General features: G+C 28.3%; 11 protein-coding genes and 1 tRNA gene. 5 read left to right on the top strand and 7 right to left on the bottom strand.

Features of this window, described 5'->3' with window-relative positions; all coding sequences use genetic code 11:
• Positions 1-33: 33 nt before the first annotated feature.
• A complete protein-coding gene (gltA, locus tag Q0K52_RS07190; protein WP_297297963.1) occupies positions 34-1,434 on the bottom strand; it encodes an NADPH-dependent glutamate synthase in 1,401 nt (466 codons plus the stop codon).
• Between the two features lie 240 nt (positions 1,435-1,674).
• Here gltA and rpmB point away from each other — a divergent pair, with 240 nt between their 5' ends.
• Positions 1,675-1,866: a 50S ribosomal protein L28 gene (rpmB, locus tag Q0K52_RS07195; protein WP_297297965.1), complete on the top strand. Its 192-nt coding sequence runs from the start codon at positions 1,675-1,677 to the stop codon at positions 1,864-1,866.
• A gap of 31 nt (positions 1,867-1,897) precedes the next feature.
• A complete protein-coding gene (gene ispH, locus Q0K52_RS07200; RefSeq protein ID WP_297297967.1) occupies positions 1,898-3,643 on the top strand; it encodes a 4-hydroxy-3-methylbut-2-enyl diphosphate reductase in 1,746 nt (581 codons plus the stop codon).
• Positions 3,644-3,734: 91 nt separating this feature from the next.
• Here ispH and Q0K52_RS07205 read toward each other — a convergent pair whose 3' ends face one another.
• Entirely contained in the window at positions 3,735-4,565 is an 831-nt protein-coding gene (locus Q0K52_RS07205) for a DUF4912 domain-containing protein (RefSeq protein ID WP_297297969.1), read from the bottom strand.
• Positions 4,566-4,722: 157 nt separating this feature from the next.
• Between Q0K52_RS07205 and Q0K52_RS07210 the strand changes: the two genes are divergently transcribed.
• Both Q0K52_RS07210 and Q0K52_RS07215 read left to right on the top strand, forming a co-directional pair.
• Complete coding sequence (locus Q0K52_RS07210; RefSeq protein WP_297297971.1) at positions 4,723-5,256, top strand: hypothetical protein; 534 nt, start codon at positions 4,723-4,725, stop codon at positions 5,254-5,256.
• An 88-nt stretch (positions 5,257-5,344) separates the two neighbouring features.
• A tRNA-Asn gene (locus Q0K52_RS07215) sits at positions 5,345-5,417 on the top strand.
• Between the two features lie 47 nt (positions 5,418-5,464).
• On the opposite strand, the gene Q0K52_RS07220 is transcribed toward Q0K52_RS07215, so the two are convergent.
• The 4 genes from Q0K52_RS07220 to Q0K52_RS07235 all read right to left on the bottom strand — a co-directional run bounded on the left by Q0K52_RS07220 (position 5,465) and on the right by Q0K52_RS07235 (position 8,680).
• On the bottom strand, positions 5,465-7,141 hold the full coding sequence (locus Q0K52_RS07220) for an AarF/ABC1/UbiB kinase family protein (protein ID WP_297297973.1): 1,677 nt from the start codon (positions 7,139-7,141) through the stop codon (positions 5,465-5,467).
• Positions 7,142-7,226: 85 nt separating this feature from the next.
• Positions 7,227-7,544: a phasin family protein gene (locus tag Q0K52_RS07225; RefSeq protein ID WP_297297974.1), complete on the bottom strand. Its 318-nt coding sequence runs from the start codon at positions 7,542-7,544 to the stop codon at positions 7,227-7,229.
• A 123-nt stretch (positions 7,545-7,667) separates the two neighbouring features.
• Complete coding sequence (locus Q0K52_RS07230) at positions 7,668-7,886, bottom strand: hypothetical protein (RefSeq protein WP_297297976.1); 219 nt, start codon at positions 7,884-7,886, stop codon at positions 7,668-7,670.
• Positions 7,887-7,909: 23 nt separating this feature from the next.
• The gene (locus Q0K52_RS07235; RefSeq protein ID WP_297297978.1) at positions 7,910-8,680 is read right to left on the bottom strand and encodes a TM2 domain-containing protein; all 771 of its coding nucleotides are present in this window, start codon (positions 8,678-8,680) and stop codon (positions 7,910-7,912) included.
• Between the two features lie 105 nt (positions 8,681-8,785).
• On the opposite strand from Q0K52_RS07235, the gene Q0K52_RS07240 reads away from it, so the two are divergent.
• Positions 8,786-9,574, top strand: coding sequence for a DNA methyltransferase (locus tag Q0K52_RS07240; protein ID WP_367270980.1), 789 nt, complete (start codon positions 8,786-8,788; stop codon positions 9,572-9,574).
• A gap of 80 nt (positions 9,575-9,654) precedes the next feature.
• Here Q0K52_RS07240 and Q0K52_RS07245 read toward each other — a convergent pair.
• A partial coding sequence (locus tag Q0K52_RS07245; protein ID WP_297297982.1) for a tetratricopeptide repeat protein occupies positions 9,655-13,350 on the bottom strand: 3,696 nt, incomplete at its 5' end.

Genomic DNA, 13,350 nt, shown 5'->3' on the forward strand with positions numbered 1-13,350 from the left:
TTACTTATTAGTAATTTAATTTATTATTTTTAATTATTTATTAGACAAATATTTATCTATACCAGCAGCAGCTCTTTTACCATCACCAATAGCAAGAATAACTGTAGCAGAACCACGAGCAGCGTCACCGCCTGCAAATACACCTTCTAAAGAAGTAGCACCTGTTTCTTCATCTATAACATAAGTGCCTTTTTTAGTAGTTTGTAACTCTGGTACTTTTCTTGAGATAAGTGGGTTTGGAGTAGTACCTATAGCAATAATAACTGCATCAACTTCTATATCTTCAGTTTTGCCTTCAACAGCAACTGGTTTTCTTCTTCCGTCAGCATCTGCTTCTCCAAGTTCCATAACTTGAGTTCTTACTGCTTTTACATTGTCGTTTTCATCGCCAAGAACTTCTAAAGGAGCTCTTAAGAATCTGAAATCAACACCTTCTTCCATAGCGTGATGTACTTCTTCTACTCTTGCTGGAAGTTCTTTTTCAGTTCTTCTGTAAATACAGTAAACTTTTTCAGCGCCTAATCTAACAGCAGTTCTGCAAGCATCCATTGCTACGTTACCGCCGCCTAATACAGCTACTTTTTTATGTTTAATAATAGGAGTATCTACTTCAGGGAATTTATAAGCACCCATTAAATTAACTCTAGTTAAATATTCATTAGCAGAATATACTCCGCAGAAGTTTTCACCAGGTATTTTTAAGAATACTGGTAAACCAGCACCAGTACCTAAGAATATAGCATCATACTCTTTTCTTAACTCTTGGAAATCTAAAGAAATACCAGCAACTTCATTTATTTTGAATTTTACGCCATCTTTCTTAAGGTTTTCTACTTCATGAGCTACTAATTCTTTTGGTAAACGGAATTCAGGGATACCATACATTAATACTCCGCCAATTGTATGTAAAGCTTCTAATACAGTAACATCATAACCTAATTTGATTAAGTCGCCAGCACAAGCCAAACCTGCAGGACCAGCACCTATTATACATACTTTTTTACCGTTTTTTTCTACTTTTAAATCTTCATGCTGAGCATGTTTTCTTTCATAATCAGCAACAAACATTTCTAATTTACCAATAGCAACTGGTTCGAATTTTTTACCAACAACACATCTTTGTTCGCATTGTTCTTCCTGAGGACATACTCTTCCGCAAGCAGCTGGCAATGCATTAGTTTCTTTAATTTTTTTAGCAGCTTCTAAGAATTTCTTTTCAGCAATAAGACTAATAAATTCTGGAATTTTTACCTTAGCAGGACAACCTTCCATACAATGAGGTACTTTACAATCTAAACATCTTAAAGATTCAGTATAAGCCTGCTCTTCTGTATATCCCAAAGGTACTTCTTTAAAATCTTTACTGCGTTCCTCCGGACTTCTAGTAGGCATTTGTTGTCTAGGTATTTCACCTAATTTTGATCTTGGTGGCATATATCTCTCCTATTTAGGTATTTTTAACTTCATTTAATTAATTTACTTGCAAATATTATACTACAATTCTAAATATAATCAATGGCTATATAATTTTTTATTTCTCTATAAGGATATAAAAATTATATAAAAATACAATAAAAAAATATATTATAAATCTATTGACTAGAATAATTTTTTATAATATAATTCTATAATTAAAACTTTAAATTATTATTATCATTTCATTGGAGGAAAATTATGGCAAGAGTATGTGAAATATGTGGCAAAGGTAAACAAAATGGTCATAGCGTAAGCCACTCTAATATAAAAACTAAACGTTCTTTTAATGCTAACCTACAAAATATCAAAATTGAAGTAAATGGCTCTGTAAAAAAAGCATTAGTTTGTACTAAATGCATTAAAGGCAACAAAGTAGTTAAAGCTAAATAATAATTCAAATTAAAAATCAACAAAATGAACAATGAACGTAGATATAGGTAAATTTGCTGGTTTCTGTGATGGTGTAAAACATGCTGTAGAGAATACTTTTTCTCAAGCAGCTAAAAGTAATGATGAAATATATGTTGACGGACATTTAATACATAATCCTCAGACTCTTGATATGTTGGAAAGCTCAGGCGTGAAAACTTATGAAGATGATGAGGATATGTCCGTTTTAAACGGAAAAACTGTTATTGTTAGGGCTCATGGAATATCTCCTGAAAGAAGAGAAGCCCTATCAAGTCATGCCAAAAAAATAGTAAATCTTACCTGTAAATATGTGGCAAAAATTCAAGGGCTTGTAAAAAAACATAGTTCATTAGGTTACAGAGTAATAGTTATAGGCAATCCAAAGCACCCGGAAATTATAGGTGTATGCGGATATGCTGACGATGTTTATGTTGTATACAAAGATGAAGACATAGATAAATTACCTAATGATAATAAAAAAACTCTAATAGTAGCTCAAACAACTTTACAAAAATCCATATTCGATAAATACACAAATTTAATAAAAGAAAAATATCAAAATACTGAAATAATAATTAAAAATACTATTTGCGAAGCTACAGAACAAAGACAAAATGAAGTATTAGAAATAGCAAAAAGAAATGATGTTGTTCTTGTAATTGGAGGTTCAGAAAGCTCTAATACAAGAAATTTATATAATATAGCATCATCTATAAAACCGGCTTTTTATGTTGAATACAAAGAAGATTTAGATAATATAGATTTATCAGGATATAAAAATGTTGGTATTATGGCTGGGGCCTCTACCCCAGATTGGCTTATTGAAGATGTAGCACAAACAATAAAAGATAAATATTCAAAACCTATTACAAGATTTATATCAAGAATATTTGACTTTCTTAATTATGGTTATATATTCTTTTCTGTTGGTGCCTTCTTAATGTCTTATGCAATATATGATATATTATCACAAAGTTTTCAATACAAAATAGGAATTATAATAGCAGCATACTATTTATATATGAGTTTAGGAAATGGATACAGTAATTATACTATTAGAATAAGCGACAAGAGAAGATACCTATTCTATCAAAAGAATAAAGTATTCTTTATGGGATTAATAGCTATAAGTGCATTATTAATGTTCTACTTTGCATATACAATAGACATTGGAATATTAATGCTCACAATACTATCAAGTCTTCTTGGTATAGGATACAATATAAGTTTTGAAAAACAATCAAGATTTGAAAGCTCATTATTCTTTAAATTATTTAGAAAACTTATACCATTTAAAGCAATAGTTATATCAGTGGCAGTTACTGTTTTATTAAATGGTTCTATATTTCTAACTAATAGAGAAATAATAAAAGAAAAGCCATTCTCATATCTATTTTCAACAAGTATAGTATTTCTATTTATGTTTATAAGACAAGCATTAATAGAAATAAAATTCTCTCAAAGCGACAAAATAGCTGGTGCTGTAACTTTGACTACCTACATAGATTCAAATAAGTTAGCTGTAATAACAGGAATAATACCAATGATTCTAGTTCTAATTATGTTAGCAGGAATTATAGCTGGAAGATTTCCATTAGAAGCAAATAGATTAAAATATTTTATACCAATAATCTATAGCAGTATAATTTCGTTTGTAGTGATGAAAAAGAAGATTATAACAAGCAGACATTTATTTTCTATATTAATAGACTCGCCGCTTTATATATTATTTTTAGCAGCATTAATTAACATTTAATTTAAGAGAGCCAACAAACCAAAAACAGAAAAATTAATAAAGTTATTTATATTAATTAATGCTACTTTCAAATATTATTTACTAATAATTTTTAATTCTTTTTTAGGAAAAGAGAAGATGAAGATCCTGCAAGATGATTTCTTCTCAAATCGATAAGTTCGAATATAGTTGCAGAAGACAAACTCTTTCTTAAAGATTCAGGAGATTTAAGCAATTTGATTATTTCCTCGTTAACCATCCATTCTTCATCATAAACATTGCTTATAGAATCTCTAGGAGCATATATCATATTACTTCTAGCTAATACTATAAATCTATTATTTTCATCATAGAAACCTAATTCGCCAATAAAATAAGCATGAGGTAAAGCTAAATTTATATATCTATCACCATAAATGTAATTTACTTCTACTTCTTTATGCATTTCACCATTAGTTATATCATATCCAAATACATGGAATATTCTTACAGATATTCTTTTACCATTTAAAGAATATTTAGAAATATCACTGTCAGATATATCCCAATAGAAGAAACACCATTCTGGGTCACGCATCATAAGAACTAATTTTGTTTCATTATATCTATCTGGTAATTCTCTAACAATATCAACTTCATCAGGTATATATTCTTCTTTTTTAGCTTCTTCTAATTCTTCTTCCTCTAGTTCCTCTTCTAATTCCTCTATATCTTCTTCTTCAAGTTTTTTCTTTGAAGTTGCTTTTTTAGTAGTAGCTTTTTTAGCAGTAGTAGTAGTTTTTTTAGTAGAAGTAGCTGATTTTACTGTAGCTTTTTTAGCTGTAGCTGATTTTTCTTCTGTTTCATCAGCTTTTTTAGCGGTAGTAGTAGTTTTTTTAGAAGCAACTGCTTTCTTTTTAGTGGTATCTTCAGTTGCTTTTTCTGTTTTTTTAGTAGTAGCCATTAAATATCTCCCATAAAATTTATATTTTCCCAAATATTATAGAATAAATACTTTTATTGTCAATAACTAATACAAACTTTTTTACTTTTTTGATTTTACTAGATTTTTATTATTACGATAATAAGAATATAATAAATAAACATAATTTGGAGAGAATGTGAGAGTAAAAATAATTTTAGCAATACTTTTATGTACTTTAATATCTTTTGGTCAGGAAGCTTTAGAAGTACCTATAACCCCAAGTGACGATCAAGAATTAGACAGAATAGCTGGATATGCAAGAACATTGCAAAATTTTGATGGAAGTCTTAATTCATATACAAAATTAAAAGCGTATATAGGTGTTTTAGACTCAAAGGGAATGGTAGCATTAAAAAAACACCCATCATATCCTAAATTGGGAGATGTTTATATGTATGGTGCTATGTATTTAGAAAAAGAATTTAAAGAAGATAAAATAATAGAACTATACAAAAAAGCTTTGGAATTAAGAGCTGAACCAAATTCTAATTATAAATTGGCTACTAAATATAAGTCTAAATATGATAAAGCTGTAAAAAATAATGATATTGAAAAAGAAAAAGAATATGGAAAAAATGTGTATGAATATCTAAATACATATTTGATTCTTTCAGGCAATAAATCAGCAAAATATGCTCAACTATTAGAATATTTCAGCATATATAAATAAAAAATAAAAAAAATTTAAAAAAATATATTTAGCCTATTGACATTTATTATCATTATGCTATAATAACTAGACATTAAATGAAAAACAATCCGAGATAGCTCAGTCGGTAGAGCAGGTGACTGTTAATCACCGGGTCGCAGGTTCGAGCCCTGTTCTCGGAGCATTTTTAAGCCTCCGTTAAGGAGGCTTTTTTATTGCTATTATCTATTTATTTCTTCTTAACGTATTTCTTTATGAATCTGCTTATTATCATAATGAATCCCATTATAGCTGATATTACAAAACCTATCATTCCTACAATAGAAGTACCATGAAATAATGGAGGCATTTTACTTGCTATGATTAAAGCACTTGCCATTATAAGAGAAGCTAAAACTATAGAATAACTTAATCTGTCTGCTAAACCATCTAATGTATTAGCTAATGATTCTAAGTTTTTATGCTCTAGTTGAATTTTCATGCTTCCTTTCTTCATAACAGAAACTAAATCACCAAAATCTGCTGGAAGTTCTCTTAATATATGAGAATAATCAACTATTAATTTTTTTGCCTGTTTCAAAATATTATTTGGCTTTATCTGTTCTTTTACATATCTGAATGCAAAAGGCTTAATATGTTCTATTAATTTAACATCTTTATCTAAATTTCTTGCTACACCCTCAAGAACTATCAAAGATTTCATTAAAAGCATTATATTGCTAGGTAAAGTTAATCTAAAATCTCTTATTATACTTATAAGCTCATTAAATACATCTTCTATATTAATATTATCCAAAGACATATCTATATATTTATTAACTAATATAAATATAGCCATATTAAATTCATCTATATTCTTAATCTCGCTATGATAACATAAATCAAGTATAGACTTAGATAATGCCAAATAATCTGCAGAACTTATACTCATAATCAAAGCAGAAAAAGCATCTTTAGAATTCGGAGGTATAAAGCCTATCATTCCAAAATCTAAAAAACATAAAACATTATTTTCTAATGCCATCAAATTACCTGGATGCGGATCAGCATGGAAAAATCCAAGCATAAATATTTGCTCTAATACAGCATCAATACCAATAGAAACAAGTTTTTTTCTGTCGTATCTTTCATCATCTGGAGATATATCTGATATTTTTACACCATCTATATATTCCATAGTTAATATGCTTTTTGTACTGTATTCTTCATATATTTTTGCTATCTTTATATTCTTATTATCTTTAAAATATCTTGCAAATTTTAAAGTATTATTCTTTTCAAAATTAAAATCTAATTCCTGTAAAAGCTGACTTTTAAAAGCAGCTATCAATTTTTGAGGCTGCATCAAAGCAAATTCTTCATTATATTTTTCTATGATATTTGAAAGCCATATTATAACTTCTATATCTTCTAATATATTTTCTTCTATATTTGGTCTTTTTACTTTAACTGCTACCTTCTCTCCATTTTTCAAAATACCAATATGTACCTGAGATATAGAAGCACTTGCTTTTGGTTTGGTATCAAATGATTCAAAAACTTCATCTATCTTTTTGCCAAGCTCAGTTTCTATTATATTAATAGCTTCTTTTTCATCAAACGGCTTAACATGATTTTGAAGCTTACTTAATTCATCTGTAATGTCTTTAGGAAGTATATCATTTCTATTTGAAAGTATTTGTCCTAATTTAATAAAAGTAGTACCCAAATCCTCACATGCCATTCTTATTCTTTCGCCTCGGCTGAAATTTCTTAGGTCTACACCTTTATATTTTATATTAATTTTATCTATTGGATTTTTTATTATTTTTAAAATTGGAGTCATGGCTATGATATCTCTAAAACCATAAGCCATTATTATAGAAATTATCTCTCTAGCTCTATTTATATATCTCATATTATTCATTTCTTATTCCCTACAAAAAATGCATTATTAAATATAATAAATATATTTTAATAATGCATTTTAATTATATTTTATAAAATTTTTATCATTGTTGCTGCTGATCATTTTTCATAGATGCTTTTAATTCATCTAATTCTTTTCTCATAGAATCGTATTCATCTTTTTTTACATAACCCATTTTATCTATAACTTGTTTTATTCTGTCATCTATAAATTGAGTAACTTCTTCTTTTGTTTCTGAAGCCTTATTTACCATATCTTTAACAAACTTCTCACCTTCTTCAGCACTAACATTTTTATCTTTGATAAATTCGCGTGCTGCTTCTTCTAATTTCTCTTTTCCTTTTAGCATCATACCAATGCCTGCATAAAATCCTGATTTGATATCATCTGATAAGCCCATTTTTATTCTCCTTTAATTTTATAATATTTATTAATTATTAACCTTATAATAAAAAAAGTCAATATGTATACTAATATATAAACCTATTATATATAGAATAAATAAAATAAATGCCTCTTTATTTTACATCTTTTTATCAATAGCATCAAAATAACAAGCCATAAAATCGCCTTCTCCATTTTCAAAATCTTTAACCATAGAAGCAACTTTTTTATTAAGCTCTTTTATCATAATATATGCTATTTCCTGTGCTTTGCTTTCAGTTATATCTGCATTATTTGCTCTAATACATTTAATAACTTTATTAATATCCACTCTTTTATATACGCCGTCACTATCCATTTATAAACTCCTGTAAATTAAAATTAAACATATCCGCCATTCTTCAAAGTAGTTTTCAATACATCTATATCGCTATTTATATCCATTAAATTATCTTCCTGTATCTTTGTTAATACAGACTGTAGAAATTTGATAACAGAAAGTATTGAATCTTTTATACCTAATTTTACATTAGAAACATTAAGACTATCAACAGTGTTTGAAGATAAATCTATATAAGAATTTATAAGTTTTAATGTTGTAGGTATATTATAATCCAGCATTTTATCCAAATCTTTTATAATAGATGATTTTTTATTACTATTATTAGCCATATCAATAATATCTTTAAATAAACCATTTAATTGTCTTACATAAGACGAAAATTCATAGTCTTTTATTGAAATAATAGTATTTTCAATTTCTTTATGATACTTCAAAGCCATACTAATTACATCATCTTCTTTATTAGATGAATAATTATTTACATCATCTTTTTTGGAATTTTCATCAACATAAGTATATTCAGCTTCCACAGTATTATCAAATCTATGAGCATAAACCTCCTCTATTTTATCTTCATATAATTCTTTATTAACATATTCTTTATTATATTTTAAATTGAAGCTTTTATCACTCATAAATATAAATTTAAGCAAATCAACTATACAAAGCAAATAAGGAATACCAGTCCAAAAAAACAGAACATATAATAAACCTCTTTTTGTCTGACCTAAATAAAACTTTTGTATGCCTATTCCGCCTAACAATAAAGACAATGCGGAACATATTATGGCTTTAATTCTAGTTTTCATTGAAAAAAATCCTGTATTATAATTAATCGCTATATAATATATCAAAGTATTTATATTTTAACAAGTAATTTTTATTTGCTACTTGTTAATAAATATTTATAGTATATATTATTTAATAAATTTTATAAATATCAAGATAAAGCGATTAGAAAAATGAAGAAAAAACTAGAATTACAAACTACAACATTATGGGACTATCCGTCTCAGCAATACTTAAAAAGTGAAGAAGAAAAGCATAAGCATTATATAGGAGCAACACCTTCATATATAATATGGAATTTATTAAATAGATACACTAAAGAAAAAGATTTAGTAGTTGATCCAATGGCTGGAAGCGGCACAACTGTTGATGTAGCAAGAGAATTAAACAGACGTGCTTTAGGATACGATATAAATCCAAAAGCATTACAAAGAAAAGATATTTTTAAAGCTGATGCTAGAAAAATACCAATAGAAGATGAAAAAGTTGATTTTGTATTTATAGATCCGCCTTATAGTACGCATATAAATTATTCTGATGAAAAAAATTGTATAGGGAAATTAACTGCTAAAGAAAATGAATATTATGAAGCTATGGAAAAAGTTATAAATGAAATATTTAGAATAATGAAAAAAGACAGATATATGGCTTTATATGTTTCTGATTCTTATGAAAAAGGTTTTCCTTTTATGCCTATAGGTTTTAAACTATTTGAAATTATGAGTAAATATTTTATGCCTATAGATATAGTTTCTGTTGTTCGTCATAATAAAACTTTAAATAAAGGCAATTATCATATAGCAGCTGCTGAAAATAATTTTTATTTAAGAGGTTTTAATTATCTATTTATAATGTACAAAAAAGGGAATAAAACAATTGATAATAATGGAAAAGTTCATTTAAGAAATTTATAATTTTTAAAAACTTTCATAAAAATAAAAAAGAGCAGAATTATTAAAAACTCTGCTCTTTTAATTTATTTTAATTAATAATATTATCTTACATAATACATATCTTTAGGTATATAATCGTCTATTACAGTTGCTTCTTTCAAATTCCTTTTAGCCTGCATAGACATAATATTATATGTAGCAGCACCTATATTCTGATCTTCAACTAATACAGTTCTTTTTTCAGCTTTCTCCAAATCTACATTTGAAGTTCTAATCTGATCAAAATACTCACTAGCCAATACAAAATGTTTAAATGCTTGCTGTTCATTCACAATAGTATTTGTAACAGTAGAGTTATAAGCATAAGAAACACCTATATTGTTATAAAGACTAGCTAAATAACTAATAAGTATAAAGTCTCTTTCTGTACGCATTTCCAACTCACCTAAACTATTACGCTTAGCTAATACCTGACTTAAAGCATTTCTATAGAAACCATTAGCCAAATTAGCTTTATCTAAATGTAAAAGCGAATTACCTAAAGCATAGGAAACAACACTGTTGCTAGGATTTTTCTGGAATAAAGCATTGAATCCTTCAAAAGCACTGTCATATTCTTCATCGGCATAATATATCCAAGACAAATTATATAGAAGCTGATCACTTCTTAAGCTTGGAGGTAAATTATCATAAGCCATTTGATAATACTCTTTAGCCTTTGCATAATCTTTATCTTTATAGAAATAAACATTACCCAAATTATAGTTAGCATCTGGATATACTTTATTAATAGCCAATGCCTCATTAAAGTTTCTTACAGCGTTTCCATACTCTCCTAAATTATAATATATCTGACCTAGCATATTATATACATACTCTTTACCTTTGTAGAATGGATTAGATTCATATAAAGGCAATGCTGCTGTATTAAGTATTTCCATAGCTCTGTCATAATGTTTTAATCTAGTTTCATAGTCAGCATATCCAACAACTGATTCCAAATTATTAGGATAAGTTGTCAAAAGCTTTTCAAATAATACTCTAGAGCCATAAAAATCTTCTTTATCCAACAAATACTGAGCCAATTTAGGGTAAACTTCATCATCAATATAACCTGGTTTCAATAGTTCTATATGATCCTGAAGTGCCTTAACATGCTTATAATTATCTTGATAAATTCTTATAAGCATGGCTCTCTTTCTAGGTACTACGCCATCGCCAAAGAAATTAACCATATCACTATAATTAGTATATGCGATATTATAATATTCAGGCTCAGACATATTTCTAGCTCTGCTTATCATAAGAAGACCGCGTTCATCATATATAGTTTCTTTTTCTTTCTTCTTCTCAGTGTAAACTAACATATCATTGTATAGTTCTTCACCTAATATATAGTCTTCTTCTGATAATTCTTTTTCACCTTTCTTTCTATAATAATAGCCAAAAGTAATTCTAGTTTCAAAATCTCTTGGCTTAAGATTCAAAGCACCTTGTATCTTAGTAAAAGCCTCATTAAAAGTTTCTCTAGCTATATATGCTCTTGCATACTTATTGTACCATTTTATTTGTTTAGGGCGAAGTCTTTCACCTTCAGCAAAATTACGTTCTGCCTCATCATAAGCACCATTAGATATGCTTGTTAATCCCATATTATAGTACTTATTGGCCATTACTGGTTTATAAATAAATTGGAAAGAAAGCAATACTATAGCCACAAATAATACTAAGAATATTGCTGCAACCCTTATTATTCTAGCATAATCTTTCAATGAATTAGGTATAGGTATAAGGTCTATTACATTTTTTCTGCCCTCTTCTTTAATGCCTAATCCTAACTCTTTATTTAAAAGATCCGTAATAGCTTCATTAGATTCACCTCTCTCTAAAGCATTGAGCAGAGTTTCCATTGAATCTTTATCTATCTTCTCATTAAGAATAGTATCTAAAACATGATATTGAGTAAGAGGAGAAAGATGTTTAATAACATTTATAACTTTATCCTGATCTATATCTTTGTCTACATCTTCATATTTAGAAGCAGGCAAATTATCAGCAGTTTCCGGAGGAGGAAGTGTTGTACCGCCCTCTATTATATTAGAAGAAGGCTTATCACCCTGCTCTTCCAATTCTTTTGATAAATCATCTAAATCAGGAAGTAATTCTTCTTTCTTAGTTTCTGTTTTTGGCTCTTCTTCTGCATCATCTAATGATAAGTTGCCTAAATCTATATCTTCATCTTTAGCTGATACTGGCTCTTCTTTATTAGCCTTTGGTTCTTCATCTGTATCATCTAAAGACAAGTTGTCTAAATCTATATCTTCATCTTTAGCTGATACTGGCTCTTCTTTATTAGCCTTTGGTTCTTCATCTGTATCATCTAATGATAAGTTGTCTAAATCTATATCTTCATCTAATACCGGTTCTTCTTTCTTATCTTCTGCTTTTGGTTCTTCTTCATCAACTGAAGTTTCACTCAATAAGTTATCCAATCCTAAATCATCATCTACTGGTAATGGTTTTGGCTCTTCTTTTTTAGCCTCTGCTTTTGGTTCTTCTTCATCAACTGAAGTTTCACTCAATAAGCTATCCAATCCTAAATCATCATCTACTGGTAATGGTTTTGGCTCTTCTTTTTTAGCCTCTGCTTTTGGTTCTTCTTCATCAACTGAAGTTTCACTCAATAAGCTATCCAATCCTAAATCATCATCTACTGGTAATGGTTTTGGCTCTTCTTTTTTAGCCTCTGCTTTTGGTTCTTCTTCGTCAGCTGAAGTTTCACTCAATAAGTTATCCAATCCTAAATCATCATCTACTGATAATGGTTCTTCTTTCTTATCTTCTGCTTTTGGTTCTTCTTCGTCAGCTGAAGTTTCACTCAATAAGTTATCCAATCCTAAATCATCATCTACTGGTAACGGTTCTTCTTTCTCATCTTCTGATTTTGGTTCTACTTCATTAATGCCATTCTCTTTTAATATATCATCTAAATTTTCAGATATATTACTAATATCTAAATCATCGTCTTTTAATGAAGTTTTTCCATAATCATCGTCTATATTAGGTAAAGTATCTGGTAATGGCAAATCGTCTAATGTAGGCAATTTTTCTGAATGAATATCATCTTTATCATTATCAGAATCTTTAATATCTTTTGCTATCTTTTCTTCTAATTCTTTATCTTCAGGTAAGTCCAATCCGTCATCATCTGGTAATTTATTATCTTCATCTAATCCTAAATCTTCTGGCAAACCTAAATCATCAGCTGCTGGTAATGCATCTTCATCTAATCCTAAATCTTCTGGTAAGTCCAAATTATCATCATCTGTTGATAATTTATCTTCTTCATCTAATCCTAAATCTTCTGGTAAGTCCAAATTATCATCATCTGTTGATAATTTATCTTTTTCATCTAATCCTAAATCTTCTGGTAAATCCAAATTATCATCATCTGTTGGTAATTTATATTCTTCATCTAATCCTAAATCTTCTGGTAAATCCAAATTATCATCATCTGTTGATAATTTATCTTTTTCATCTAATCCTAAATCTTCTGGTAAATCCAAATTATCTATATCTGCTGATACTTTTTCTTCATTATCCGGTAAGTCCAAATTATCTATATCTGCTGATACTTTTTCTTCATTATCCGGTAAGTCTAAATTATCCAAGTCTGCTGATACTTTTTCTTCATTATCCGGTAAATCCAAATTATCTAAATCTGCTGATACTTTTTCTTCATTATCCGGTAAATCCAAATTATCTAAATCTGCTGATACTTTTTCTTCATTATCCGG

This window comes from uncultured Brachyspira sp., assembly GCF_944390845.1.
GTDB classification, from domain to species: domain Bacteria; phylum Spirochaetota; class Brachyspiria; order Brachyspirales; family Brachyspiraceae; genus Brachyspira; species Brachyspira pulli.

Excerpts from the sequence above, each read along its gene's own strand:
- gltA (WP_297297963.1), bottom strand. The coding sequence starts at position 1,434 with ATGCCACCAAGATCAAAATTAGGTGAAATACCTAGACAACAAATGCCT.
- rpmB (WP_297297965.1), top strand. The coding sequence starts at position 1,675 with ATGGCAAGAGTATGTGAAATATGTGGCAAAGGTAAACAAAATGGTCAT.
- Q0K52_RS07225 (WP_297297974.1), bottom strand. The coding sequence starts at position 7,544 with ATGGGCTTATCAGATGATATCAAATCAGGATTTTATGCAGGCATTGGT.
- Q0K52_RS07205 (WP_297297969.1), bottom strand. The coding sequence starts at position 4,565 with ATGGCTACTACTAAAAAAACAGAAAAAGCAACTGAAGATACCACTAAA.
- Q0K52_RS07220 (WP_297297973.1), bottom strand. The coding sequence starts at position 7,141 with ATGAATAATATGAGATATATAAATAGAGCTAGAGAGATAATTTCTATA.
- Q0K52_RS07230 (WP_297297976.1), bottom strand. The coding sequence starts at position 7,886 with ATGGATAGTGACGGCGTATATAAAAGAGTGGATATTAATAAAGTTATT.
- ispH (WP_297297967.1), top strand. The coding sequence starts at position 1,898 with ATGAACGTAGATATAGGTAAATTTGCTGGTTTCTGTGATGGTGTAAAA.
- Q0K52_RS07235 (WP_297297978.1), bottom strand. The coding sequence starts at position 8,680 with ATGAAAACTAGAATTAAAGCCATAATATGTTCCGCATTGTCTTTATTG.